We start from the raw sequence: 26,894 nt of genomic DNA, 5'->3' as shown, positions 1-26,894 counted from the left end.
CTGCCGTCAATGCGGGCCCGAGAGTCCCACCCGTAGAGCGCCGCAGGCCTCGAACATCGCGTCTTGCCCGGTATGGCCGACGCCGGTGGTGTTGACGAAGGCATGGATCAATCCGCTGTGACGCCTCAGTGCGACCGGAACTCCGGCCTCTCGCAGCCGGTTCGCATACGCCTCGCCCTCGTCGCGTAGTGGGTCGAAACCGGCTACCGCAACGTACGCGGGCGGCAGTCCGGCCAGGTCCGGAGTGAGCAGCGGCGAGACTCGCGGGTCGAGAGCCGAAGCGCCACCCGACAGGTAATGGGCTGCATACCAATCGAGTTGGGCGTCGGTGAGAAAGAAGTCGGTGCCGAACATCCTGTGCGACGGACGCTTCGACGAGAGGTCGACCCAGGGAAAGAAGAGCAGTTGGAAGACGGGCTTGACGGCGTCTTCGGTCGTGGACTGCGCGACGACGGCAGCGAGGTTCCCGCCGGCGCTGTCTCCGCCCACCGCAATGGATCTCGGATCCGCGCCCAGTTCTGCGGCATGTTCGACGCAGTACCGAAAGGCGGCGACGGCGTCGTCGACCCCGGCCGGGAACGGGAACTCGGGCGCAAGCCGGTAGTCCACCGACAACACGCTGATTTCGCCGTGTCGGGCCAGGAAGCGGCACACACTGTCGCCGCTTTCGAGGCTGTCGAGGACGAACCCGCCGCCGTGGAAGTACACCAAAAGTGGAGCGGGCGTGGAGACTCCGGCCGGGCGATACAGCCGAGCGGGAATTGCGTGATCCCCGCACGGGATCTCGAGGTCACGAACCGTCTCGATGTCGATCGGTGTACCGCCGAACAGCCGTGATTCGGCGTCGATCTGAGCGCGTCCCTCTTCGACCGGAAGATTCTCGAAGCTCGTACCTTCCACTGCCGAGAGCAATCGCAGCGCAAGCTGGATCTCCGGGTGCAGAGTCTGCCCGTCGATCTCCTTCGGCTTGCCACCGAGAATGCGCTGCGCGCCGGTCGGTAAGGCGCCGACGACATCGAGAACCACCCGCGCAACACGATCTTGGACAGACATCTTCTCCGTGGACATACTCGCCTTCCGTCGGCTGATCACCCGTCGTGTGTACGTTACGAAAGAACGGGACGGATATCCAGGAACTTCGACTCTCGAGATCAGGCCGCCGGAGTGACCGTGACTGTGACGGGACCCGTGTCGTCCGCGGTTTCCACTGTGAGGAGGCGGCTTTGGGAATCCCAGTTCACTATGTCGGCACCCGCGACGTCGACGCCGCCGGGAAAGCCGCTCTCAGGTAGATAGATCTCGGTCGGTGCCGTCACCGCGGGGTCCGGGGCGAACGTCAGCTGGAGACGGTCAACGGTCGAGGACCATTCGGTGGGTGTGCCCGCGACGGCGCGGGGATACGGCTTGTTCAGGGTGTCGAAGAGGATCGTCTGTGTTCCGTCGGGGAGATACGGACCCCAGGGCCCGGGATCACTCGACCAGTAGGACACGCCCGCGCCGAGTTCTCGGGCGGTCGTGTAGACGCGGTCGATGTAGTCGCCTGCGCCGGGCAGTGTTGTGTCGAGCCCGAATTCGCCGAGAATGATCGGAGCGCCGCCGAGTACGTTGCCCGCAATGTGTTCGACGCTGTCGCGCCAGGTGTCGATGGTCGCGTCGGTGAGAGTGCGTGAGAGGCCCGAGTATCCGTCACCGAGGTCGAGGGGCAGCGGATACAGGTGCGGGCAGTAGGCGATACGCTGCTCGCCGGCACGTGGATCGTTGATCTTGGTGAGCCCGCTGGGAACACCTTGGTTGACGCCGACCGCCTGCGGAGCCACACATACCCAACTGTCCTGATCAACTTCCCTGATGGCGTTGGTGGTTCGCTGATACAGGGCGGCGAGTGGTCCACCTTCGAATGCGGGGCCCTGCAGGGAACCGCCCCACGGCTCGTTCATCAGGTCGTAGGCCACGACGGTGTCATTGCCTGCGAAGCGCTCGGCCACCGCCCGCCAGGCATTCGCGTAGTGCTCGACCAGTTCGGGGTGTTGGCCCGTGGTGTTCCAGAAGTTGTCGAATGCACGCATCACACCGGGTTGGATGTAATACAGCTCCCACCGGTCTTGAGGGCTGACCGGAAGGCCGTCCATGTAGGTCGCCCAGGCCGGTGCGCCGTTGCCGATGTTGCCGGCGCCGTTTCCACTGTTGCCCTCGGGAGTGATCGCGCCGGAGTAGACGTCCTGATGCATGTCGAGCATGACCTTGTAGCCGCGGTCGGCGTACCAGCTGACCCGGTCTTCGACGCGGTCGAGATATTCCTGGTCGTACTGTCCCGGTTCGGGTTCCACCGATCGCCAGGAGATCAGGAACCGCACGAAATTTGTTCCCATGTCCGCGTGTTCGCGCTCGAGGTCGGCTTCGGTGAACTTCGGCATGCCGTCCGGAGCGCTTTTTGCGCTCGACGCCGTGTTGAACCCTCGCAGGATCAGAGAGCGGCCGGCGTCGTCGGTCAGATATGACGGCGGCACGTCCGTGCCACCGGCACTGCCGGGCATGGGCAGGCTACCTTCGGCAGCGGCTATGCCGCTGCCCAGAACCAGCGAGCCTGCGATGATCAGTGCCGAGAGCGGGATGCGACGCACGGATAGCCTCCTACAAAAAGTGTGGATGGATTGACTTGTTCCACTGGAAATTCGGGTCTGGACTCGATCGCTGGGTGTTGATTCACGTCGGTTGGCTGACACTGGTCCGCCCGTTTTCGATGTGCCCGACGAGTACGCGCCTGAATTCAGGATCTTCGTCGACTGTCACGGTGGCCTGATACCAACCGTCCACCGACATCACCGTCCACCGACCGCGTGCCCCGGCAGCGAGTTTTCGTCGGTCCCCGTCCACATTGACCGACAGTGCACGACTTCCGGAATTTGTCGCGGACAGCATGAGAGTGCGCGACCCTGCGTCGACGGTGGTGGAGACGTCGAGCGCGGCCGCCGCGCTGTCGGTCGCTCCGCCGAACTCTCGTCTGAACCCGTTGGGACCCAACAGGGTCAGGTTGTAGACGCGTTCGTTGAGCGCAACGGTGTCGTCGATCTCGCCCTCGACGTCGTAATGTCGCGGCTCGTCGAACTCTCGCGCATACGGGTACAAGGCCAGGTGTGCGGACGCGGCACCGGTATTGGCCAGATGGAGCGTCAACGAGCCGGCGCCAGGGTTTACGCTCATGTGAGCGTCGGGCTGATAGGGAAGTGCCCGCGCAGGTCGAGTACCGCTCTCCTGCAGGGGCATTCTCTGTTCGGTGGGTGGGGTTGGCGTCCAGCGCGGTTCCAGTGGCGGGGTGGGTTGCGGACGGGACACCGTCGGTCGGCTACGCGGGTTGGCGAAGTCGAACGCCGACGTCAGGTCACCACTCACCGTGCGTCGCCACGGGTCGATTTCCGGTTGCGTGATTCCGAACCGCTTCTCCAGAAATTGTGTGACGGACGTGTGGTCGAAAACCTGGGAACAAACGAAACCGCCGACAGTCCACGGCGAGATGATCGTCATCGGCACCCGCGGGCCGAGACCGAGCGGCTGATTGCCGACCCATTCGGTTTCGATCGAGCGCGGCGGTCGAGGCGGCGGTACATGGTCGAAGTAACCGTCGTTCTCGTCGAAGTTGACGATCACGGCCGTCTTGGCCCACAGATCCGGATCCGAGGCGACGGCGTCGAGCACTTGATAGAGCAGTGTTGCGCTCGCCGCGGGTGACGATCCCGACGGATGCTCCGAATCCATCTCGGACGGAACGAGATAGCTGACTTGCGGCAGTCGACCCGACTCGACGTCTTTCCTGAACTCGGCGGCCAGTGTGCCGGGCCGGGATCGGTACAGCGCGCGATCGTAGAGTTGGCGATCAGCAGGCGACAGTTGGTCTGCGGCATCCTCGAGGGCCAGTACCGCTGCATCCTGGACCGGAGCCGGCATCGACGGCAGCGCGAGATAGAACCCGGCCAGGGTCTGCAGTTCGAAAGGGAGCAGGCTCGGTCGGCCAAGCAGCCCTGCCGCCACTTTCTTGAAGGCAGTGAAGTATTCGAGGTTGTTGTCTCCGAAGTTGTCCCACTCCTGGTAGGTCTTCCAGGAAATGCCGGCGGACTGCAACCGCTCGGGGACCGTCTTCCATCCGTAGCCGGCGTGCCAGGGGTTGTAGGCCGCGTTGGTGACAGCTCTTCCCTCGGGGCCGGGTGGATCCGAGGGCAGGATCGACTCGGTTGGATTGGGCGAAAGTGGCTCGTATCCGGTGTATCCCGAGACCCAGTAGTTCCGGTTCGGGCTCGTCGAGGTCGGCACGGAGCAGTGGTAGGCATCGCAGATCGTGAACGCGTCCGCCAGTTCGTAATGGAATGGGATGTCTTGCCGGTCGTAGTAGGCCATCGTCGTGCTGGTCTTTGCTGCTACCCAGCCGTCGTGCCAGCCGTCGGCGAGTGCGGCATGTCCGCCCGCCCAGCTGTGATCCAGCCCGGTGACGTTCTGGGTGTCCATGCGTTGTGCCGCAGCGGAATCGCGGATGGGGAAGGGGAGCACAGGACCGGTAGGCCCGGGTTGTTCGAAGACGCTGTGACCGCTGCGTAGACGCAACGCATTCGGATCCCCGAACCCGCGAACACCCCTCAGTGCGCCGTAGTAGTGGTCGAAAGATCGGTTCTCCTGCATGACAAGGACAACATGCTCGATCGAATCGAGCCCACCGGAGTTTGCGGGCGTTGCCAGTGCGCGCTGAAGGGACGGTGGCAGAAGGGAAGCGGCGGCGACTGCAGTCGCACCGACCCCGGCGGCGAGAAAGGACCGTCGAGAAAGAGAATTCCTGGACACCTGTGCTCCATCGATAAATCAATCAGTGCTATGACTACAGCCGTGACATGCTGTTGCCGCTGCTCCGAATCGGTGCAGCGGCAACAGTGTCGAGCGAAATACGATCAGGAACCGAAGAGACCGCTCAGTGAACCGAGGCTGCCCGAGCCGCCGTTCCCGCCATCGTCAGGCGCAGCAGAGACCTTGACGACGGATTCGTCGGACGCGGACTGTGTGAATCCACTTCGCCCCGCGAAAGACGCCGTGATCCGATGATCACCAGTCGATGCGAAAGCATGGGTCAGTCGCGCCACACCATCACCTCCGACGACAACGGGCTGTCCGATGGGTTGGTCACCGTCGAAGAACTGAACCGAGCCTCCGCCCGGATTGGGAGCGACCGTCGCGGAAAGTTCTGCCGCGACATTCTGCTTGGCCGTCGCGGGTGCTGCCAGTGAGGTCGAGGTGGTGACATCGGACGGCGCGGGATCGGACACGGTGACCGTTTGGGCCGATGCCATCGACGGCATGAAACCTGTTGCGCCGGAGTAGTAGGCCGACACTGCGTGAGATCCTGCCGAGGTGAAAGCATGTTCGAGAGTGGCCTTGCCGTCAGCGCCCACCGGGATCGGAGCACCGATATCAGCAGCGCCGTCCTTGAACTGGAGAGTGCCGCCGGTGGGTGTCGGCGTGACCTGCGCCCTCAGCGACACCGATACGCCCGTCTTTGCATCGGTAGGAACGTTCACGGCAGTGTCGGTCTGCTTGACGACAGGGGCGGCAGTCACCGTGACCATCGCCTCTGTCGAGTTGGAACTCTGGAATCCGTTGACTCCCTGGAACGTTGCGGAGACCCGCGCGGTTCCGGCGGTGAAGAAGGTATGCGGTAGCCGGGCAGTGCCGTCGGCACCGGGCGTGACAGGTGTACCGACGTCAGCGCCGTCCACCCTGAACTGAACGTTTCCAGTGACCGGAGCCGGATCCACCTTCGCGACAAGCTCTGTCGGAGTGCTGGCTTGGATCGAGCCGGGCATCTGGATCGTGGTCGTTGTCGGTTGGCTGACGTAGATCGTCGTCAGAGCCTGCCCGCCGGCGTTGAGGCCGGAGTTCCGGTTGTCCCTCGGGGAGCAGTTGTAGCGCTCCCAGTAGTTGACGCCGAAGACGTCCTTTTCGCGCTGGACGAAGGTGAGCGCATTGCGGTCGTCGTCGTAGTTGGCGGAGCCGGGATCGGAAACTCTCAGCGAAGGCTTGATCTCGCTACCGGCCGCACCGGCTTTGACCGTGACGTCGACTGCAGGGAGTCGGAACTTGGTGTTGGCGCCGACGATGATGCCGTCACTCGATCGAACCGCGGAGGACGGACCGTTTCCGGTGGTCCGATTCGATCCGGAGATACGCAGGTGCGTTCCGGATGTCGATGGATTACCGCCGTCGTCGATCCGTGTGACTGTTGGAGTGGCACTGTCGGATCCGAGGCCGTACGCACTGTCCGCCACAAGCTGGGAACTCACGAATTCGACGCCCGACGGGATGTCGAAGTCGTACTTGATTCGGGCCCAATGCACGACTCCACGGCTGGCATGGCCGCCGCTGTTTGCTTTCATCTCGTTCGGCTGCACGCGGTAGGTGACGGTCTCACCCGGTGCCGCGGTGGTCGGCGCGGTGATGGTGACCCCCGAGCCGAGCGTCTCGTTGAACGTGATCGGGCTTGCCACACCGTCCATCTCGCGCACATGGCATGCAGTTGTGAAGGCCACGCTCTTGGTCTCGGGGGCAGCAGAGGCGATTCCGCCGCCGACGATGGAGAACAAGCCGCCGGCCAGTACCGAGACGGTTGCAATCGCAGAGCCGCGGATGAGTTTCGAGTTCATCGACGAATCCTGGTTTCTGTTCACAGTTTTCACGACCCGAATCCAGGGGTACCAAGGCTGCCGAGGCTACCGGTGCCAGGCTCGGGCTCGGATGGCTCGACGACGTTGATCGTCACGGCGCCCGACATCGATTCCATGAAGCCTGCAGATCCCGTGTAGTACGCCGTGATGTTGTGGTCGCCTGCTGTTGTCATCGTGCGGTTGGCCTTCGCGACGCCGTTGACGACGGCCACCGGAGCGCCGAGATCGACCCCTCCGTCACGGAACTGCACCGTTCCTCCCGACGGCCAAGGAGTGACCGTTGCCGTCAACTCGACGGAGTCGCCGACGACAGCCTTACCGGGTGCGTCGATTCGCGTCTGTGTCTGGGCGAGGCTGGAGTCGACATTGATCACGGCGAGTGGCTGGCCGCCAGCGTTCAATCCGGCCGAACGGTTGTCGCGTGGTGAGCAATTGGTGGTCAGCCAGTACTTGACGCCGCCGAGCAGGGTCTCTTGTTGCAGGAAGGTCAGGTAGTTGGCGGCACTGTCGTAGGAACCCGAGTTGGTATCGGAAACGCGGAGCATGGGCTTGATCTGGGTGCCGACGGCCCCGGACGTGACGGTGACGTCGACTGCCGGGAGCTGGAACGTCTTTCCTCCACCGACTTCGATTCCGCCGCCGCCGTTGTCGTCGGTATTCGGTCCGTTGCCCGCGGTGATGTTGTTGCCCGAGATACGAAGATGCGTCCCATTCGGATCGGGTGAACCGGCATCGTTCACACGAGTGACCGAGGGAGCGACCCCACCCAGATTCGAGCTGGTCCCGGCCACGATCTGCGCTCCCACGAAGGTGGTGCCCGCAGGAATGTCGAAATCGAACTTGAGACGCGTCCAGTTCACGACCGACCTGAGGTCGTAGCCGTCTTTGGGGACCGTCATCGGCTTGGGGGCAAGGCGGTAGGTGAAGGTGGAGTTCGGCGGAACCACGGTCGGGGCACTGATCGTGACGCCGGAATCGCGTGTCTCGTTGTGTGTGATCGGGCCGGGGAACTGCCACCCGTGACACGACGCCGTGAACGGAAGGTTCACATCAGCGGCGGATGACACTCCCGCTCCGCCGACGACCAGGGCAACGCATCCGGTCAAGGACGCAGCCACCCCCACTCCTCGGCGCATCAACGTCGACACCATTCACATTCTCCTTGAGTAGCGCTCGAAAAGATCGAGCTCTCGGCTTGAAGCCGGGTCCGGGAACCGGCCTCGAGCTGACAGAGAAGCGAATACGTCTTTGTCGTTTGCTCACCACCAGCTCAAACCCTGGAGAGGAGTAGAACACAGAGCGCGCCGCGAAATATGCGAATCGGACAAATTGTTGGACAAACGTCCAACCGGTGAAATTTCTCCACCCTCCAGCCCGGTCTGCAGCGCTTCAACGTGGTGTGATGTGGGCGCTGCGGCAGTCGTATGCGGGCTTCCGGTATGCCCCGCGGGTGAGCAGTCGGGCGATGTTGGCCCGGTAAATCTCGTCGGCTTCGGCATGGAGAACGGGATCACTCTCGAGCCATAGGTTTGCAGGATGAATGGGTTCGTCGTACATACGGCTGAAGAGTTCGGTACGGAGGTCTTTGAGCCAATTTGAGTTCAGGTTCAAGACGCGGAACTGGCGCAATGCTTCGATGTCGATCACACCCGACACGAACGAATTGTGCCCGGAGACGGTGTGGCCGAGTACCGCTCCGTTGTAATCCACGACATGTGAATTTCCTCCGGCAATGTCGAATGACTGTGTCGCCGACTGAGTCGAATATACCGGTCCGGTGTTCGGGCAGATCATGTACAGGCTGTTGAAATGCGCGTGTGCACGGTTCTGGAGTAGCCACGTTCCCCCTGGGTCAGGTCCTGATTGCGTCATCGGAACCGCCTCGCTCGGACGATACACGACCTCGGCACCTTGAAAAGCCAAGGCGCGTACTGCTTCCGGATACTCTCCGTCGCTGCAGCAGATCGTACCGATCGAACCGATGTCCGAGGTATGCAGGACGGGATAAAATGCGTCGATGCCGTCGCCGAACAGTTCTGTCCAGCGGTCGTAGACATCATGCGGCGTGCAGGAACGCTCGCGGCACCACACGTGATTCTTCGTGGCGCGATGTACCACCTCGCCCGTCGGGGAGATCACCACCATGGAGTTGAAGAAGCGATCGGCCATGACTTCGGGCCACCGCGCCTTGCATTGAGCGATGATGTAAACCCCGTATTGCTTGGCAAGTCCGCCGAGTCGGTCTGTCTCGGGGCCGGGGATGTCGATGAACATCTCGCGCGCGGCCTTCACATGAGGTATGTCGAAGACTTCGTCCCCGAATCCGGTCAAGGCGCCTTCTGCCAATGCAATCAGTTTGACAGGAATGTTGATCGAAACCGTTGACACCGCAGCGTGAATCGCTTCCTCCACTACGTCGAGGTTCGCGATTATGTGTGATCGGCGTTCGATGTTGCGCACCACTGTCGAGAGACCAATCGCTGTATAGGGTGCGATCGGAGTTGCGGCCGTGTCAGCATTCACCGGCGTTCACTTCCGGTATGCGGTGCGCCCACGGTAACAACTTCTCCAATTGAGATGCAACCGCTATCAGGGAGCCCTCCTCACACATGGGTGCGGCCAGTTGAACACCGATAGGCAACCCCGAGCGCGTGGAACCGAGCGGCAGGCTGATTGCGGGTCCGCCCGTCGCATTGAAAAGTGGAGTGAACGAACAGATGCCGAACAACTTGCGAGTCCATTCGATCGGGGAGAGTGATGCGTCATTGGAATCGAGTTTGCCCAATAATTGGGGTGGCTCACCGAGTGTCGGGGTGAGCAGCAGATCGTAATTCGTGAAGAAGGTTCCGACCGTACGGGATACCTGGTTGAGGACATTGAGCGCTCCGGCGAGCTGAATGGCCGTGACTCGGCGCCCGTACTCCGCGCAGGCCAAGGTTGTCGCCTCGAGATTTTCGGGTCCGGGGGTCACGCCGAAGGCTCCGGCAAGCGCGTCGACGCCTTCGGCAAGAGAGACACTCCAGACCGGCAGGTTGGCTTCGACGAACTGATCCCAGTCGAAGGCCGGCGTGTCGGGTGTGACGTGATGGCCGAGTCCCTCGAGGACCGTGCCGACAGCGGACACGGCACTCGCGACCTCGATGTCCACCGGGTCTCCGGACCACGACTGAGTGTGGATCGCAATGCGTAAACGCCCCGGTGAGCGGTTGAGTTCGTCGGTGTATGGCCGCGCGGGATCACGGATCACGTACTTGTCTCCGGGGGCCGGCCCGCTCACGGCATCGAGTAACGCTGCGCAGTCACGCACCGATCGGGTGAGCCCCAACTCAGCCCCCAGCCCTGAGAGTGGCTCGCTCGAGTCAGGGCCTACTGGTACACGGCCTCGGCTCGGTTTCAGACCCACCAACCCGTTGGCGGACGCAGGAATTCGGATCGACCCTCCACCGTCGGTAGCGTGAGCGATGGGAAGGGCTCGCGCTGCGACCAATGCTGCTGATCCGCCACTCGATCCACCGGCGCTGCGTTTGGTGTCCCACGGATTGCGCGTCGAGCCTTGAGCAACAGGTTCGGTGTTTCCGTTGAATGCGAATTCCGGTGTGGCGGTCACTGCCACAGCAGCCAATCCTGCGGCCCGGAATCGTGTCATGAGTTCGGTGTCGTGGGGAAAGATTGCCCCTTCGCCCGCAAGCCGACTTCCGAACCGGGTCGGGACTCCAGCCGCGTGTACGGCAAAATCCTTGAGTGCAAAGGGAACCCCCGCAAACAGTCCCTGTTCGTTGTAATCGAGAGCGCGATCCCACGGGCCGTCGACCACGGCGTTCAGCGTCGGATTGACGGCTTCGACCGCGGTGCGTGCTGCCTCGTGAACTTCGTCGACGGATACCCGCTTGTCGCGAATCAGTTCGGCGAGCCCCGTAGCGTCATGTTCGATGTACTCGTTCGGCTTCATCGAAGAACCCTCTCGGCAGCAGGGAGGACGGCGTCGTCGTGAACTATGTTTCCGCCCAGCATGGTTCGATGTACTCGGGTGTTCTTCAAGTCATCGAGATCGCAGGTCGACGGGTCGCGGTCGACGAAGATGAGGTCCGCGTGATTGCCGGGGCTGATGGATCCGATTCCGTCCCATCCGAGGATCTTCGCAGCGCTTGTTGTCCACATGGCGAGAGATTCCTGGCGACTGATGACCTGGTCTGGACCGTCGTTTCTCAGATCGGTGCCGGCAATCTCGTGCGTCTGCGCAAGTGCAATCTGTTCCCAGGGATTCTTCGGTCCCCAGTCAGACCCGCCGGAGACGTCGAGGCCTGCGTCGAGTAGACGTCTCAAGAGGACCATGTCACGCCAGACGTGTCGGCCGATTCGCTCTTCGTACACAGCACCCTTGCCCCATGCGAACCCGACAGAAGTGGTGATCTGGAACCCGAGTGCTTTGTAACGGCGAACGTGGTCCGGGCTGACAGTGATCGCATGCTGCAGAATCCACGCCTTGTCTCGAAAATCGTGTTCGGTGACGACACGCTCGGCGATTTCGAGAAAGTCGTCATGCTCACGGTAGGAGCCGATACAGATGTTTGCCCGGATGCCGTTCTCCGCGCAGAATCGGACGTACGATTCTTCTTTCTCCAGTGAGACGAAGCGATTCCCCTTGGTGGGTCTGCCGAAAGGGTCGGTATAGCTTTCGTGCATGGCGAAATGCCCTGCAAAACAGGGCCCCCCAGGGCTGATGGTCATACCGTCGATTCGAAACATGTCGTCGGCAGTATCGGATGACTGTGGCGCAAGCGATTTCAATCGATCGTCGAACTCGTGCGACGACAACGGTTCGAAGGGGTAGAAGATGACCGACTCCACATCGTGAGTCGCCTGGACCCGGATGGTGAGCAAGTCAGCTGCACGGAGATGTCGATACATCTGTATGTGGATTGGTTCCATAGCGTGTCCCTCGTACAAAGTGGTGACGCCGCGAGCGGAGAAGCGAGCCATTTCGTCGAGTACTCCGGGGACTGCGTGATCGGGATCGAGTGGTGGGAGCTTGAGAAGGATCTGCCCCCAGAACGGGTCGTAGGTGTAGTAGTTGTTCACCGGCCCGCGAAGTATTCCCGTCAAACGTCCTGCTTCGTCCTTGTCGATCTCCACATCACACACGCGATCGGGAATGAAGTCCGACAGACCGACAGTACGTAGGCCGGCGCTGTTGAACGCCACGATATTCGGGGTACGTGGTGCCCACGCCTGGATGAGCACCGGGTGGTCGGTTGTTGCCTGGTCGAGGGCGTGACGGTCGGGCAACCGTCGCTCGGCAAGGTCGCGCCACGATCTGCGGATGAAGTAGTGAGCTTCACCGACGGGCGTGCAGATGATCCACTCACCGGGCGCTGTGACCACTGCGCGAGCACGGATTCGTTCGACGATATCGGCATGATCGACGGCATCGCTCAGATCGACAAGGCCGCCTCGTAGTGCGCCGAAGTGCATGACGTGTGGGTGCGTGTCGATGAGTCCTGGCATGACGACCGCTTCGCCGGCTTCCATGATCTGGGTGTTCGGGCCGGCGGACTCGACCAGGTCGGAGAATCTGCCCAAGTCGAGGATCACGCCATTGTCCACGAGTACCGCTTCCACGACAGGGTTCGCATCGTCGAATGTCAGGACCTTCGACGATCGGATGAGTGTTTTGCTCACGTGGACCTACCTCCGTACATCTCGACGAGTCCACCGCGTGTGGCTCGCCAGGTAGTAGCACTCTATGAGTGGCCCACCTGGGCGAGAATCATCCGAAAGGATGAACTCCGATTGGTCTTGACCAGTGATTATGGCCAGAGGTAGCGTCGTACCGGTTCGTTGTGGAGGAGTGCGATATGTCGGTGGTTCAGTCGGAATTCGTTGAACCGAATCCCCAACCGATCAGGTGCAACCACGATTTCGCACGCAACACCGAATTCAAACGCAACGCGATGGAGTTTCTTGCCAGGTTTGTCCGCGTGTCCGGGATGGTCTTCTACTCCGTTGATCGCGGCATGAATGCCGACACCCACGTGTTCGATCGGGTTTGCCCTGAAGAGAATGGCCGATACACCGGTCACTTCCACGAGTTGGACCCTTTTCATCCGCGTAGGTTCGCCGAGTCGGGTGCCGACCTCGCAACGTCGAACGACATCGGCCAGCGGTTCGACAAGACCGACTACTACGCAGGCTTCTTTCGCCCGATGGGGTATCGATACGAGGCTGAGCTGTATCTACGGCATGCCGGACGTATCGTGGCCGGGGTGTCCTTGCTCCGAAGTTCTCGTGACGGTGACTTCTCGAGGGAAGAGGTCCAATTTCTGCAGAAGTCCCATGGATTCGTTGAACAGTCCTACTGCATGCTGCGCCAATTCCCCAGTGCACCGGATTCTTCTGCAGTACCCGAACATTGGAAGCTTTCTGTTCGGGAGCGTGATGTCGTCGAACTCCTGGCACAGGGTGCGAGCAATCTCGACATCTCCCGTGCGCTGTTCATCAGCGTCCCGACCGTGAAGAGCCATCTCCAGCACGTATATCGAAAGTCGAGCGTGCATTCACGTACCGAGTTGGTATCACGTCTGGTGCACGGCTGACTGCGCCGCTGGTGTTCAAGCGATCGCGCGGCGCATCAGGTCTGCCGTCTCCTTGTTGAATGCGACCAGTGTGACCGTCTCGACGTCGGTCTTCGCCGCGCGAATCGCTGAAACGGCCTGTCGGACCGCATCTTCCTTCGGCCAGCCGTAGACCCCTGCCGAGATCAACGGAAAGGCGACGGTTCGTGCACCGATCGAGTCTGCAACGGCGAGACTGCGCGTGTACGCCGACCGAAGCAATCCGGATCGGTCCTCGGATCGTGAATACCTCGGGCCGACGGTGTGAATCACGGCCTTGGCGTGGAGCTTTCCCGCGGTGGTGGCTACGGCCGCACCCACCGGCAGGCCGTCGGGGAGGCTGGTGTTGCGCAATACCTCGCAAGCTTTCAGGATCTCCGGTCCGCCGGCGCGGTGGATCGCGCCGTCGACACCGCCGCCGCCGAGGAGCCTGGAGTTGGCCGCGTTGACGATGGCGTCGAGGGTCAGCGTCGTGATGTCGCCTTCGACGACGGTAATAGCGGGCATGGATCCTCCTGTGTTTCCAACGGCCGTGTTTCCAACGGCCGTGTTTCCGAGGGCCGTGTTTCCGAGGGCCGTGGTCCAGAGTTCACGCTTGGGGCGAGCCCACGGCATAGCCGAGCGTACGTCGTAGGGGTCACGTCCGATCAACATCGAGTATCGCGCCGCAACCGACGGTGTGCGACTGTGTGCCTGAACGCAATGAAGGAGTACGCGCTTGCCTTCAGCCCGCAACGCCTGGACGGTGCGCGCTGCGTCGTCGAGGACGAACTCGAGGTTGGCGTTGGAATCGGGACCATCGTCGACCAACCAGAACTCGACGTGATCGGAGCAGACCTGCCGTGTTCCCATGCGGCACAGGCTGACCACAGCGTCGTAGTCCGCAGTGGACACCGCATCGACGCCGCCGAGCAGGACGCCGTCGTCGTGCGGGTGCGTGGTCAGGTGGTGGGTTCCGCGGAACCGCGAGTAATCGAGTTCTGCCGTCGACGGCCAACCGTTCTTGTCGTCGGTGCCGCCGCGAGCAGTCTTGATCGCCAGGCGAACCAGATCGGAGGAACGGTATCCCGGCCAGCCGTGCATGATCCGGCGCCACCGGGCGGGAACCGCCGACGCTCCCCAACGGGCGCCGAGGAGGCCACCCGCGATGGCCGCAGTCGTGTCGGTGTCCCCGCCGGCTCGCACGGCTGCTTCCAGCGCGTACTGGAGGTGGCGAGCATCGGCATTGTCCGTGGAAGTGATGGCCCACCAAGCGGTTTGAAGTGCATGCACCACCCAACCGTTCTTGGAGAAGTCCTGAGGTTTCCCGGTTTCGGCCTGATCGAGCAGCGGGCCCCAGTATTCGGCGACCTCCTGATCGGCAACGGAGAGGAAGTCGCGAGCCCCCTCGAAGTTGCCGGCGACAACGGCATGGCGGATGGCGTGGGTCCACAACTCGCACGCCTGTCCGGCGCGCGGGTCGTCATGCGTGAGTGAACTGATCCGGTGCGCGGCCGACCTGGCTCGCTCTGCATCGTCCAAGTAGGCGAGGGCGACGGGAGCGGTGCGCATGAGCGAGCCGTTGCCGGCCTTGCGGCCGCTGATCGCCCGCGCACGATCCGCCATGACGGCTGCGCTTTCGGAGCGGGTAGACAATACCGCTCGCGTCTGGTTGCCGATGTCTGCGGGCTTCGAGTCGTACCACCGGATGAACTGTGCTGCAATGGCATCGAGGCCATCAGAGCCGCCGATGTCGATTCCTGTCGCGGCCACCTCGGCGATTGAAACTGCCATCGAGGTGTCGTCGGTCCATTCTCCCAGCGCCCAGTTGAACGGACCGCCGCCGATCATGTCGATGGTGACCTCGGTGTTCGGATAGGTGAATTCGTACCCGGCGCCGAGTGCGTCGCCTGCTGCGGTGCCGAGCAGAACGCCGGCCGCTCGATCGGACTGCTGTGCGGTGAGTTTCATAGCCACCTTTTCAAGTTCGCGGAGATCGTTTGATCAACTTTGCGCTAACCATAGATCATGTTTGAGATAACATGCAAGGGTGAATAAATGGACAGACACGAGCGGCAGGGCATTATCGGACTACCCGCGTCCGTCCGTGGCAGTGGACGTCGCGGTGTTGACGTACAGCGGTGAATCCCTGAAGGTTCTGGTTGTTCGGCACCGTCTGGGCTCGCTGGCGCTACCGGGAACTTTTCTCCACGAACGCGAGTTGCTCACGGCCGCAGCTGATCGTGCATTGTCGGTCAAGGCAGACTTGGCTCGGACGGACTTTCGCCAGTTGGCGATCTTCGACCGACCTGACCGCGACGATCGCGGTTGGGTTCTGTCGGTCGCGCATACCGTGGGCCTACCGGAATCGGCTCTGCCCGATTCGGCACTTCTCGTCGATGTGTACGACGACGAAGCAGTGAGCGGACTCGCGTTCGATCACGCCGACATGGTGCGACTCGCGGTCACGGACCTCCGCACGAGGTACGCGTCGTACGTGGATCCGGACGGATTGTCGGGAGGATCGTTCACCGTCGCCGAACTTCGGGGACTGTACGAGGTGATCTTCGATCGTCCGTTTCAGAAGGACAGCTTCCGCCGGCAGGTGTTCGACGCGCTCGAAAGTACCGGCGAGATGAGTAGGCCGGGTAACGGCCGGCCCGCCGAGACTTACCGGAGACGCGGTGACGGCGCACTGACTGCGCAGGCAATGGCATTCTTGGCCGGATGAAGTGAAACGAATTCTTGCAATTCTGCTGACCTGACGCGCTGAGCTGGGTAATGTCCGGTTGATGGGTGCAGTTTCGAATGAAGCCGAGTCCAAGATTCCGACCGCCGTGTGGGGTACGGGCAATGTCGGGCGTGCATCGATTCGCGCTGTGACAGCCAATCCTGCCCTCGAACTCGTCGGCGTCATCGTTGCCAACCCGGCGAAGGTCGGACGAGACGCCGGTGATCTCGCCGATCTGGGAGTGCACCTGGGCGTCGCGGCGACCGATGATGCCGATGCCGTGCTCGCAGGGTCCCCGGGCGCGGTGGTCTACGCGGCTTCCGGTGACATTCGGCCCGATGACGCGGTTGCAGACATCACGCGGGCGCTGGCCGCCGGAGCTGTGGTGGTCACGCCGTCCGTATACGCGCTGTACGACCCGAAATCTGCACCCTCCGAGCTTCGTGATCCCGTCGAAGCTGCAGCCAAGGCAGGCGGCGGCGCTCTGTTCGTCTCCGGCATCGACCCAGGCTGGGGCAACGACATCCTGCCGATTCTCGTCAGCGGGCTTGCGGGGACAATCGACCAGATCCGGTGTCAGGAAATTTTCGACTACACGACCTACGAACAGCCGGATTCGGTCCGCTACCTGATCGGGATGGGTCAGCCGATGGACTACGAACCTCCCATGGTCGCGCCGAGTGTGCCCACCATGGTCTGGGGCGGCCAGATTCGGCTCATCGCCCGGGCGCTCGGGGTGGAACTCGACGAGATCCGCGAGACCTTGCTGCGCCGCCCGCTCGAGGAAACCGTGTCGACCGACCATATGGGGGAGTTCGCGGCCGGCACCCAGGGCGCACTGCGATTCGAGGTTCAGGGAATCGTCGGCGGGGAACCCTTGATCGTGATCGAACACGTCACGCGTATTCATCCGTCCTGTGCCCGCGATTGGCCGCTTCCGCCCGACGGTGGGGATGGTGCGCACAAGGTGATCGTCGAAGGACGACCACGTATCGAGATCAACGTCGAGGCCACCGATGAAGGTGGAAACCGCGCAGCCGGCGGAAATGCCACGGCTGTAGGACGTCTCGTCAACGCAATTCCGTGGCTTCGTCAGGCTGAACCCGGTCTTTACGACGCGCTGGACGTTCCGCTCACACCCGGCGTCGGCAAGCTCGGTGCCCGAAACTCGGAGGTACTCACATGAACATCGACATACCCGAAGGCAAGAATCCGATCGGCTACGTGTGGGGCGAGATGGTCCCAGGCATCGGGCCCGCGGCCGCCGGCTTCTCCCAAAAGGTCTACACGGACGGCACTCTCGGACTCCGCGAGTTCGAGGCGGCCAGGCTTCGGATTGCTCAGATCAACGGATGCATCTTCTGTCAGGACTGGCGCACCGAGCGCGACGGCGAGACAGTGGAATCGACGTTCGATCAGGCTGTCACGGACTGGCGCACCACCGATGCCTTCGACGACAGGACACGCCTCGCTGCCGAATACGCCGAGAGATACGCTCTCGACCACCACGGACTCGACGACGAGTTCTGGGAACGTATGACAGCTCACTACTCCCAGCGAGAAATCGTCGAGTTGAGCATGTGCCTCGGATCGTGGTTGGCCTTCGGTCGGCTCAACCACGTCCTCGGCCTCGACACTCAATGTGTGTTGCCCGGTAACTGAACTAATTGCCCAGCGTCGTCAGATCCGGGTAGTTCGAGACCTCCCAGCCGCCGTCGACGACCAGGCTGGTTCCGGTGATGTACGAGGCGTCGTCGCTGGCGAGATAGAGGCACGGTCCGGCGATCTCGTCGGGAGTTGCCGCTCGGAACATGGGGATTCGGCTCAGAAACATGTCGCGGGCAGGCTCGTAGTTCATGACCGGTGCGACCAACGGGGTGTCGACCAGGCCGGGCAGAACTGCATTGACCCGAATTTTCGACGCCGCCAGTTCGATCGCGGCATTCTTGCTGAACATCTCGACCCCGGCCTTACCCGTCGCATACGCGCTCCCGTAAGGGCTCGGTACGTGCGCGTTGAGGGAGGAAACGTTGACTATCGCACCGCCGCGCCCGTGCTCTCGGATATGTCGAGCTTCATGTTTGGTACAGAGGAAGACGCCCTTCTGCACCAGGTCGATGGTGAAGTCCCAGTCGGCCTCGTCGAGGTCGACGATCTGACCCACCCTCGACGCCCCGGCAACGTTGAAAGCCAGATCGATACCGCCGAATTCCGCTGCCGCAGCGGCAATAGCCCCGGCGACATCGGATTCCTTGGTGACGTCAGCGGGAACGGCGAGGAAAGACGCGCCGTGCTGGGACGCTGTCTCCTTCAAACCCTCTGCCGCGATGTCTATTCCGGCCACCCGTGCGCCTTCGCTGATAAGTCGTAGTGCGATGGCCGCGCCGATCCCCGAGGCTGCGCCAGTGACGACTGCGGTTCTTCCGGCGAATCTGGACGTGTTAATGAGCACCTGCTTTCAAGAACTTTCCGGTCCGGCGGTTGCCGAGAACGGGTGCTGCTTCTCCGTCTCCGAAGACGTACTCGCCGCCGACGAACACTGCGGTGACAGTCTGGTCGTTGCGATTGACCATGCGGGAGAGATTGTCGTACTCCACAACTGGACTCTCCGCGTACGTCTCGAGTGAATCGTCGAGGTGGGCGGGATCGATCACAACCAGGTCGGCGCGGTCACCTAATCGAAGGTGCCCGGCATCCACGTCGTACCACTCGGCCAGTTCACCGGTGAGACGATGCACGGCTGCCTCGACGGTCATGAACGGCCGCCCGACCTTTTGGGCGTCGTAGACACGTCGGAGTAGTCGTAAGCCGAAGTTGTAGAACGCCATGTTGCGCAAATGTGCTCCGGCGTCGGAGAACCCGAGTTGGACACCGTTGTCCTGGGCGAACTTGTCCAGAATCTCCGGCCGGTGATTGGAGATGGTTGTGCGCCAGCGCACCTTCGTGCCGTGCTCGAGGACCAGATCCAGGAAGGCGTCGACCGGGTGGAGGCCTCCGCGCTCGACGCCGACCTGTCCGAAGCTCTTGCCGAGCAGGGATTCGTCGGGGCAGGAGACGATTTCGGCGTCGAAGAAATCTCGATGCCAGACTTTGACACCGAACTTTTGGTCGTAGTCCTTGCGGAACTGTCGCCGGTACTCCTCACTCTGCATCAGAACGTTGCGCTCCATCTCGTCGGTCAGATGCAGTGCTGCAGCGCCGGATCCGAACTCCTCGAAGACAACCAGGTCGATGCCGTCGGCGTACACCTCGAAGGGAACCGGTAGGTGCTGCCAGCGCAGGTCGCCGCCGAGTCGATTGACCAGATGCGCCAGCGGACCGAGGATCACCACGGCCAACTTGTTGGACTTGATATCAGCCGCCGAGAGCATGCTCGTCTTGAGTCGCTTGCGCCACAGGCCGGCGCTGGAGAACGCCATTGCACCGGTACTCATGGGGTTGGAGAGGTCAGGTCCAGCCTGAAATACCCGTCCCCGACGGCGGAGAATCGCATTGAGTCGACGTCGTTCCTTCGTGGTTGCATACGTCGACGGCAGTGTGCGTGAGCGGCAGGTCTCGCCGTCGAGTTTGTCGAACAATAATTGCTGACTGGACATCCCAACGAATCCGGCGTCAAGCGCCTCGGTCAATTGTGCTTCCATCGACGCGAGTTCGGAGTCGGTGGGGTGCACATCCTTCCGCGTTGCACGGTCCAATCCCATCTCCGCGGCTCGCATGTCGGAGTGCCCGATGAATGCTGCGACGTTGGGTCCCAACGGAAGTGACTCGAGCGCCGCGATGTATTCACGCGCGGAGTTCCAGGTCTTGGCCCGCGTGAGTGCATCGACAACGTGCTTGCGCGGAATCGCCTCGACTCTGCCGAAAAGATCGCCGGCGTCCGACGGGCTGGCGTGAATGGTGGACAGGGAACACGATCCGACAAAGATCGACGTGACTCCGTGTCTGAGAGATTCGCTGAGCGCCGGCCCCTCGAGGATTTCGACGTCGTAGTGAGTGTGGATGTCTACGATGCCCGGGATCACCCACTTGCGCCGCGCGTCGATGACACGGGGACAGCCGGTTTCGTCGAGTGGATCGAGCGAGATGGCGGTGACCAACCCGCCTCGGATGCCCAGATTTCGGACAGCTGCTTTCGCCCCGGTGCCGTCGAACCACAGACCGTTGTTGATCACGGCGTCATAGGTCATGAGATAGCCACCTTTGCGCGGATGGTCTTCCCGGTTGCATTGCGGGGCAGAGGAGTTGTGCTCAGTTTCCACTTCACCGGCACCTTGAAGTAGGCGAGCTTTTCGGCGACATAGTCGCGTAGTTCTTCTTCGGTCGCCTCTCCCTCGTTGCGAAGAACGACAACGGCCGCCACTTCCTGGCCGAGGTCTGCCGAATCAATGCCGATCACAGCGCATTCGAGGACTGCGGGATGCTCGTCGATGGTTTGCTCGATTTCGACGGGGTAGACGTTTTCGCCGCCGCGCAGGATCAGGTCGGACCGGCGGCCCGTCAGGCGGAGCCGGCCGTCTTCGAGAACTCCGAAGTCGCCGGTTCGGAGCCACCGATCAGGACCGATAGCGGCAGCCGTCGCGGTCTCGTCGTTCCAGTATCCCAACATCACGTAGGGGCTTCGCGCACAGATTTCACCCTCCTCCCCGTCGGGGACTGCACTCCCGAAGGCGTCTCGGACCTCCACGCTCACACCGATGATCGGCCGGCCGAGAGTTCCGGGGAACGCGGCAAGTTCCGGTGGCGTGGCAACCGAAATGCCAGTAGAGGATTCGGTGAGCCCGTAGCTGTCTACCAAGGTGTGCTGCGCAAAAGGCAGGCGTGCACGCAGGCGTTCCTGCAAGGCCGGGGACGACGGCGCTGACGCCAATGCAAAGGCACTCAGTGAGCTCAGGTCGTACTTCTCGATATCGCCGTGTTCGAGGAGTCGGGTTGCCGTGGTGGGGACCACCGCCCAGTTGGTGACCTTCTCGCGTTCGACGAGGGAAAGGACCTCGTCGACGTCGAAGGCGCCCTGGTGGATGACCACGGCCCCGCCCGTTGCGAGTCGTGGGATCGCCAGGTTATGCAGGCTTGCAATGTGAAACAGCGGTGCGGTCAGCAGATACCGCAAGTCGCTTGGTCTGCCATCGCTGGGTTTTCCGGTGAACGCCGCAGCGAGGCGATCGCTGTAGCGGTGGTAGTCGATGACGGCCAACACGTTTCGGTGAGTGTGAACTGCCCCCTTCGGGCGCCCACTGGTTCCGCTCGTATACAGGATCACAGCCGGATCGTCCTCGTCGACCGTGGTTCGGGGGAGTGGCGATCCCGAGTACTTCTCCATCAGAGCCGGTAGATCTTCTTCCATCGTGAGCACGGGAACATCGGTGTTCAGCTCGGAAAGAACTTGTGCGCGTTTGGCGTCGGCGATCACGACAGTAGGAGTGGTGTGATCGATTCCGTACTGCACCTCACGCGCCACCCACCACGAGTTGAACCCTACTGCGATCGCACCCAGCGCCTGAGCCGCCCAGAAGGTCATCACCCATTCCGGCGTATTGGCGGCGAGGATGCCCACCCGATCGCCCTTGCGGACGCCGTACCGCTCGCGCAGCGCCGTGGCCAATGCTGCTACGGCCTCGCCGTGCTCGAGGTAGCTGAAGCGTCGGTCCTTGGCCACCAGGTAGTCGCGTGATCCGTAGTCGAAGGATGCAGCGAGCACGTCGCCGAGTGCCTTGTCACGGTTCTTCATGACGGGCATCGAGCTGCCAAGTACGTCCTCGACTTGCATCTCGAAAGGGCCACCGGGACCGGTCAGCCCGGCCATGACGGACGCGATGAATGCTTGTGTATCAGCGGAAGTGGTCACGTGAAGCGCCTTTCGAAGATTAGGGTACGAGCACTGCGCGTCCGGTGACCTTGCCGTGTTCGAGACGGTCGAGTGCGTCGCGGGCATCAGCGAGGTCGAAGCGGGCTACTTCTACCGTTACCAGACCGGCCTGTGCCAGGGCGATGGAATCGACGAGGTCGTTTCTGGTGCCGCCATAGGACTTCCGGATCGATGCGCCCCACGGCCAGCCCGGTCCACCGGCAGCTTCGGCGGTGATCCCGGGGTTTCCGCCTCCCAGACCCACCATGCGATACGCGCCGTTCGGCGCAACCGCTTGAACGGACATCTGAGCAGTTGCATCGACACCGACGAAGTCGAAGATGACTTCTGCGCCTCTGGCCGAGGTGAGGTCGAGGATCTGCTGCGCGGTGTCCGGTCCCGATTCGAGCGTGATGTCGGCGCCGCAGCGTTTGGCGAGATCGAGTTGATCCTGTCCGACATCGACGGCGATGATGCGCACGGCACTGATTGCGCGAAGTATCTGTACTGCAACGTGACCGAGTCCGCCGACGCCGATCACGACGGCGGTGGCACCGGGCTGGAGATGTTCGCGTGCGCCGCGAATGGCGTGGTAGCTCGTCAGTGCTGCATCGGCGAGTGGTGCGGCCTGCAGGAAGTCGAGGTCTCCGATGGGTACGAAGGAGCGAGCCGGGATCTTGACGTACTCGGCCATCCCGCCTTCGGGACCGAGCCCGGGGCAGGGCGGCATGGCGGTGCGTCCAGCGGCGAGGCACATGTTCTCGTTGCCGCTCATACATTCTCGGCACTGTCCACACGACCAGCACAGATAGACGACGCCGCGTTCGCCGACCGAGCGACCGTCGACGCCGGTCCCGACCGCTTCGATGGTGCCGGCGATCTCGTGGCCGATGGTCAGCGGCTCTTCGCGCATCTTGTACGGAAAGTGCAGGAGATGGAGATCGGAGTGGCAGATTCCCGCTGCACCAACCCGAATCAGTAGTTCTGACGGACCGATCTCGGGGACCGGCACGTCGTTGATCTCGAGGAGACCAGGCCCCATGAGCTGAGCTGCCTTCATGAGTTGACCTCGCTGATCTCGCAGTTGTATGCGGCACTCAGATACGCGTTGCTGCGATCGGATCCGATCAGACCCGGCGCCATCTTGTTCATGACGTAGGCGAAGGTCATCCGACGGTCCAGATCGTTGACCAGCATCGAGCCGCCGATACCGGCCCACCAGCAGGCGCGTCCGTCGGGAACCAGGGGTGCGGTATCCGGGTGCGGCAGTCCGTATCCGATGCCGAACTTGAGCGGAGTCATGATCCCGAGGTCGATACCGTCGGCTTGGATCTCGAAGATCAGGTCGATGGTGCTCTGCGAGAGCAACTTCTGGCCGTCGAGCACACCACCGTTCGAGATCAAGGATTGGACCCGAGCGATCGAACGGGCGTTGCCATGACCGTTGACTCCGCCGATTTCAGCTTCCCGCCAGGGCGCGGTGTTGACCTCGGGATAGTCGAGCAATGGGCAGGTCAGGGTCTTGATGAAGATGCTGTCCTGGTCGAGAGTAGACAGGTCGAATTCCAGTGCGGGCGGCGGAACCAGAGTGGCGATTCGGCCGAAGTGCTCTGCGGACGTGCCGATGTGGAAGTCGGCGCCCAGTGGACCGGCGAGCTCTTCGGCAAAGAACCTGCCGAGAGTCCGCCCGTCGATGCGACGAATGACCTCACCGACGAGATGGCCGTAGTTGATCGCGTGATAGCCCGACGCCGTACCGGGGGTCCACCACGGCTTCTGCGTAGCGAGGCGGGTGGTGGACGCCTCGAGGTCGTAGATGTCCTTCAGTTCGATCGGGCGTTCCCAGCCGGAGACTCCGGACGTATGCGAGAGGAGGTGGCGAACTTCGATGTCTTCCTTGCCGTTTACCGCAAATTCGGGCCAGTAATGAGCGACCTTCTGGAACACATCCAATTGGCCGCGTTCGACCAGCAGGAGCGCACACAGAGCTGTCATGGTCTTGGTGATGGAGAACGTATTGACGATGGTGTCCGGACCCCAAGGAGTGGTACGGGATTCGTCGGCGTACCCGCCCCAGAGATCGACCACGGATTCTCCGGCGACGGTGATGGCGATGGACCCGCCGAGTTCTTCGCCGGATTCGAGTTGAGCCTCGAAGGCGGTGCGGACGGCGTCGAACTCGTTGTTGCAATGACCGTTCACCGTGCTCATGCGCGGTCCGCCTTCTCGAGTTCGTGTGCTGCTGCACGAGCCGCAACAGGGAGCTTGTTTCCGGAGGCCGCTGCGCGCTTGGTGCCCTTGGCGATTTCCTTGTTCATGTTGCGGACGTAGGGATCGAACTCGAGCTGGATGGTGTGTCGCGGTGACTTGTAATAGGGAGCGAGGAAGTACGCCTCGTCGGCCTTGGTGATCTCCTGCATCTCACTGGCGGACGGCAGTTGGTATTTACCGGTGAGGTAGGCCGCGACGAGCTTGCTCTGCTGCTCGGCGAAGTTGACGAGCGTCGGCATGGGCTGCGCCAGTCCCATGAAGAAGAGGTTGTCGATTCCGGGCTTCATCATTCGTTTGAAGAGTGGGAATCGGTTGTCTTTGTCCGGCAGAAGATTCGGATCGCTGAAGAAGGGGAAGCTGATGTTGTAGCCGGTGGCGCAGATGACCACGTCGATGTCCTCGGAAGTGCCGTCCGCGAAGTGAACCTGCTCTCCGTCGAGTCTGGTGATGGCGGGCTTGAAGGTTATGTCGCCCGATCCGGCGCGTCCCAGGAACTCGCCGCTGGCCGACGGGTGGGCCTCGAACGGACGGTGGTCTGGCTTGGGTAGTCCGTAGCCCTCCATGGTTCCCAGGTTCTTGCCGAGGAATCGCCGACTCAGGAACAGGCGCAGATCCCGAGGCATCCAGGGCGGGGTGATCAGTTTGTCTCCCGGCACGCCGCCCAGGTATTTCGGCAACACCCACACGCCGCGGCGCGCCGAGACGATGAGCTTGTCGGCGAGGTATCTCTGGCCCAGTTCGGAAGCAATGTCCAAGCCGGAGTTGCCCATTCCGACCACGACAACCTTCTTGCCGCGCATGTCGATCGGATCGAACGGGTCGTTGTAGCTGTGGCTGTGCATCAGCACGCCGTCGAACTCACCCGGGTAGTCGGGGATGTTGGGATCCCAGTGATGTCCGTTGCAGACCATCAGGACGTCGTAGGTGCGAACTTCGCCGTCGGAGCGCGTGATGGTCCACAGTCCGTCTGCATCACGTTCTGCTGCAACGACACTGGTGTTGAAGATGATCGACTCACGCAGGCCGAAGTGCTCGACGTAGTCCTTGAAGTATTGGAAGAGTTCGGAGTGGTGGGGGAAATCGGGAAGGTCGGCGGAGACCGGGAAGTCCTCGAATGCCAAGCGCCACTTCGACGTGTCGATATGCAGGCTCTGGTAGCAGGCAGACATTCCGTTGGGGTTCTTGTAGTACCAGTTTCCGCCGACCTCGTCGGACGCTTCGTAGCAGTCGAAGGGTATTCCGAATTCCTTCATTCGCTTGGCCGTCGTGATTCCGGTGGGCCCGGCGCCGATGATGCACACGCTCGGCAAGGGGGAGGGGCTCATTCGCCATCGCTTTCTGTTCTGTCTGGGGCGTGCGAGAAGAAGTATCGAAGCCCGAGAAGTGACTTGAGTCATAGTGCGTCATTCGCTGACAATGTGTCAATGAATGACGCAATGTTTTTTGATGACGGTGAGTCGGTGATTTGCCAGGAGGTCGAAATGCGAGCAAGGTTGGCGACGTGAGCACGACTACCGATGGCCCGAAGAACAGGCGGGGGACCCTTCGCGACGAGCAGAAACGCGCGACGCGGGCCAAACTCGTGGACGCCGCACGCACCCTGTTCGAAGAGCGGGGATATGCGGCAGTCACGGTCGACGACATCGCCTCGGTCGTCGGATGCAGTAGAGCCACGTTCTACGTGCATTTCGCCAGCAAGGTGGAGATGCTCAGGACGATCGGCGCGGCCGGGATGGCTGCGAGTGCGTTCGCTTTCTACATCGATCTCGATCGAGTCCTCGACACGAACTCTCGCGTGGAATTCACCGCATGGCTGGAACGTGCCTTCGACTGGTTCGACGAGAACAAGCGCCTGCTGCCGGCGTGGGACGAGGCCGTGGCACTCGAACCGGAGTTCCGCGAGACAGCGCGGGACGGTATGACCGAACTACCGAACGCCATGCCCAAGTATCTGGGCCGGTGGCCGGTGGAACAGCACGACGAGGCGAGGTTGCGCGTCGAACTGCTCGTGAGTCAGCTGGAGCGATTCTTCACACGCTGGGCCGTGCAGGGGACGATCGACGTGACGCGGGTTCAAGCGGCCGAGGTTCTGACCGATATATGGTTCCCGGCCCTGTCGCCGGAATCGAAGGGCACCGACTAACGGTTCAGGGTTACTTCGGATCGATCTCCACGCTGATCGCGCCGACGAGTAGTCCTCTGGCTCGTTCGATGGACATCGAGCCGCTCAGCCAGCGTTCACTCAAACCCTCGACCAGTGCAGTGAGTCGTTCGGCGGCGTCGGCCGGGCTTGCCTTCGGGTCAGCGAGCCCGGATTCCTGCGCTTGTCGGATCAAGGATTCGACGTCGTCTGCCCATCGTTGAGTCGTGGTGCGCAGCGGCTCGCGCAGCTCGTCGGCGAAGACAGCGCTTGCTCGGAGTTCGCCCCAGGCGATGCTGTTCTCCCGAATCTTCGGGGAATTCTGAAACTCCAGCAGGAGCATCTGCTCGAGCTGCGCACGCGGGTCTGTCTCCGTGAAGGCGCTTTCGGTGTACAGAGCGGCGCGATCGTTGACGTGATCGAGGGCCCGGCGCAGCACACCCGCGCGGTTCTGGAAGTGGTAGTAGATGAGTGCCGTCGACACGCCGGCCTCGGCAGCGAGCGTCTCCACTCTCAGTCCGCGTACGCCGTGCTGAGCGATGACGCGGACTGCTGCTTCCAAGATTTGCGTTTGACGGTTCGACACGAGTCCGAATTCTACGAGGATGGTCGGGGCGGG

Annotated in this window: 21 protein-coding genes; 5 read left to right on the top strand and 16 right to left on the bottom strand. The window is 62.1% G+C overall.

Features of this window, described 5'->3' with window-relative positions:
• Positions 1 to 6: 6 nt before the first annotated feature.
• The 8 genes from ACZ3J7_RS27440 to ACZ3J7_RS27405 all read right to left on the bottom strand — a co-directional run bounded on the left by ACZ3J7_RS27440 (position 7) and on the right by ACZ3J7_RS27405 (position 12,377).
• Complete coding sequence (locus ACZ3J7_RS27440; protein ID WP_298775715.1) at positions 7 to 1,068, bottom strand: alpha/beta hydrolase; 1,062 nt, start codon at positions 1,066 to 1,068, stop codon at positions 7 to 9.
• Between the two features lie 83 nt (positions 1,069 to 1,151).
• Positions 1,152 to 2,621 (bottom strand): cellulase family glycosylhydrolase, encoded by a 1,470-nt coding sequence (locus ACZ3J7_RS27435; RefSeq protein ID WP_298775717.1) that lies wholly within the window; start codon positions 2,619 to 2,621, stop codon positions 1,152 to 1,154.
• Positions 2,622 to 2,703: 82 nt separating this feature from the next.
• Positions 2,704 to 4,827 carry a phosphocholine-specific phospholipase C gene (locus ACZ3J7_RS27430; protein WP_298775720.1) on the bottom strand — a complete coding sequence of 708 codons (2,124 nt, stop codon included), beginning with the start codon at positions 4,825 to 4,827 and terminating at the stop codon, positions 2,704 to 2,706.
• 104 nt (positions 4,828 to 4,931) lie between these two features.
• Entirely contained in the window at positions 4,932 to 6,677 is a 1,746-nt protein-coding gene (locus ACZ3J7_RS27425; RefSeq protein WP_298775723.1) for an Ig-like domain-containing protein, read from the bottom strand.
• A 29-nt stretch (positions 6,678 to 6,706) separates the two neighbouring features.
• Positions 6,707 to 7,849: an Ig-like domain-containing protein gene (locus tag ACZ3J7_RS27420; protein WP_124567159.1), complete on the bottom strand. Its 1,143-nt coding sequence runs from the start codon at positions 7,847 to 7,849 to the stop codon at positions 6,707 to 6,709.
• 238 nt (positions 7,850 to 8,087) lie between these two features.
• Entirely contained in the window at positions 8,088 to 9,221 is a 1,134-nt protein-coding gene (locus ACZ3J7_RS27415) for a nitrilase-related carbon-nitrogen hydrolase (RefSeq protein ID WP_209910377.1), read from the bottom strand.
• Positions 9,211 to 10,647: an amidase gene (locus ACZ3J7_RS27410; protein WP_298775730.1), complete on the bottom strand. Its 1,437-nt coding sequence runs from the start codon at positions 10,645 to 10,647 to the stop codon at positions 9,211 to 9,213. The genes ACZ3J7_RS27415 and ACZ3J7_RS27410 overlap by 11 nt, the downstream gene beginning before the upstream one ends.
• A complete protein-coding gene (locus tag ACZ3J7_RS27405; RefSeq protein ID WP_298775732.1) occupies positions 10,644 to 12,377 on the bottom strand; it encodes an amidohydrolase in 1,734 nt (577 codons plus the stop codon). The genes ACZ3J7_RS27410 and ACZ3J7_RS27405 overlap by 4 nt, the downstream gene beginning before the upstream one ends.
• Positions 12,378 to 12,553: 176 nt before the next feature.
• Between ACZ3J7_RS27405 and ACZ3J7_RS27400 the strand changes: the two genes are divergently transcribed.
• Complete coding sequence (locus tag ACZ3J7_RS27400) at positions 12,554 to 13,291, top strand: helix-turn-helix transcriptional regulator (RefSeq protein WP_298775734.1); 738 nt, start codon at positions 12,554 to 12,556, stop codon at positions 13,289 to 13,291.
• Positions 13,292 to 13,306: 15 nt separating this feature from the next.
• On the opposite strand, the gene ACZ3J7_RS27395 is transcribed toward ACZ3J7_RS27400, so the two are convergent.
• On the bottom strand, positions 13,307 to 15,259 hold the full coding sequence (locus ACZ3J7_RS27395; RefSeq protein ID WP_465625558.1) for an O-acetyl-ADP-ribose deacetylase: 1,953 nt from the start codon (positions 15,257 to 15,259) through the stop codon (positions 13,307 to 13,309).
• 136 nt (positions 15,260 to 15,395) lie between these two features.
• Here ACZ3J7_RS27395 and ACZ3J7_RS27390 point away from each other — a divergent pair, with 136 nt between their 5' ends.
• The 3 genes from ACZ3J7_RS27390 (at position 15,396) to ACZ3J7_RS27380 (ending at position 17,681) form a co-directional block, all read left to right on the top strand.
• The gene (locus ACZ3J7_RS27390) at positions 15,396 to 16,019 is read left to right on the top strand and encodes an NrtR DNA-binding winged helix domain-containing protein (RefSeq protein ID WP_366054883.1); all 624 of its coding nucleotides are present in this window, start codon (positions 15,396 to 15,398) and stop codon (positions 16,017 to 16,019) included.
• A gap of 61 nt (positions 16,020 to 16,080) precedes the next feature.
• Positions 16,081 to 17,205, top strand: coding sequence for an NAD(P)H-dependent amine dehydrogenase family protein (locus ACZ3J7_RS27385; RefSeq protein ID WP_298775738.1), 1,125 nt, complete (start codon positions 16,081 to 16,083; stop codon positions 17,203 to 17,205).
• Positions 17,202 to 17,681 (top strand): carboxymuconolactone decarboxylase family protein, encoded by a 480-nt coding sequence (locus ACZ3J7_RS27380; protein WP_019745891.1) that lies wholly within the window; start codon positions 17,202 to 17,204, stop codon positions 17,679 to 17,681. Before ACZ3J7_RS27385 ends, ACZ3J7_RS27380 begins: the two co-directional genes overlap by 4 nt.
• Before the next feature lies 1 nt (position 17,682).
• Here the strand turns inward: ACZ3J7_RS27380 and ACZ3J7_RS27375 are convergent, their stop codons facing one another.
• Genes ACZ3J7_RS27375 through ACZ3J7_RS27350 form a run of 6 tightly spaced genes read right to left on the bottom strand, consistent with a single transcriptional unit; the run spans position 17,683 to position 25,460 of the window.
• Positions 17,683 to 18,471, bottom strand: a complete 789-nt coding sequence (locus ACZ3J7_RS27375) for an SDR family NAD(P)-dependent oxidoreductase (protein ID WP_298775743.1) — start codon at positions 18,469 to 18,471, stop codon at positions 17,683 to 17,685.
• Entirely contained in the window at positions 18,461 to 20,278 is a 1,818-nt protein-coding gene (locus ACZ3J7_RS27370) for a hypothetical protein (protein WP_366054886.1), read from the bottom strand. Before ACZ3J7_RS27370 ends, ACZ3J7_RS27375 begins: the two co-directional genes overlap by 11 nt.
• Entirely contained in the window at positions 20,203 to 21,864 is a 1,662-nt protein-coding gene (casG, locus tag ACZ3J7_RS27365; protein ID WP_353799023.1) for a steroid-24-oyl-CoA synthetase, read from the bottom strand. Before casG ends, ACZ3J7_RS27370 begins: the two co-directional genes overlap by 76 nt.
• Positions 21,865 to 21,883: 19 nt before the next feature.
• A complete protein-coding gene (locus tag ACZ3J7_RS27360) occupies positions 21,884 to 22,924 on the bottom strand; it encodes an NAD(P)-dependent alcohol dehydrogenase (RefSeq protein ID WP_298775750.1) in 1,041 nt (346 codons plus the stop codon).
• Entirely contained in the window at positions 22,921 to 24,075 is a 1,155-nt protein-coding gene (locus ACZ3J7_RS27355; RefSeq protein ID WP_298775752.1) for a serine hydrolase domain-containing protein, read from the bottom strand. Before ACZ3J7_RS27355 ends, ACZ3J7_RS27360 begins: the two co-directional genes overlap by 4 nt.
• Positions 24,072 to 25,460, bottom strand: a complete 1,389-nt coding sequence (locus ACZ3J7_RS27350) for a flavin-containing monooxygenase (RefSeq protein ID WP_298775754.1) — start codon at positions 25,458 to 25,460, stop codon at positions 24,072 to 24,074. The genes ACZ3J7_RS27355 and ACZ3J7_RS27350 overlap by 4 nt, the downstream gene beginning before the upstream one ends.
• Positions 25,461 to 25,636: 176 nt before the next feature.
• On the opposite strand from ACZ3J7_RS27350, the gene ACZ3J7_RS27345 reads away from it, so the two are divergent.
• Entirely contained in the window at positions 25,637 to 26,278 is a 642-nt protein-coding gene (locus tag ACZ3J7_RS27345; RefSeq protein WP_172436663.1) for a TetR/AcrR family transcriptional regulator, read from the top strand.
• 10 nt (positions 26,279 to 26,288) lie between these two features.
• Here ACZ3J7_RS27345 and ACZ3J7_RS27340 read toward each other — a convergent pair whose 3' ends face one another.
• A complete protein-coding gene (locus ACZ3J7_RS27340; protein ID WP_298775763.1) occupies positions 26,289 to 26,861 on the bottom strand; it encodes a TetR/AcrR family transcriptional regulator in 573 nt (190 codons plus the stop codon).
• Positions 26,862 to 26,894 lie beyond the last annotated feature (33 nt).

Source organism: Kitasatospora sp. NPDC015121, assembly GCF_055562955.1.
This window is presented reverse-complemented; position numbering and strand designations above follow the sequence as displayed.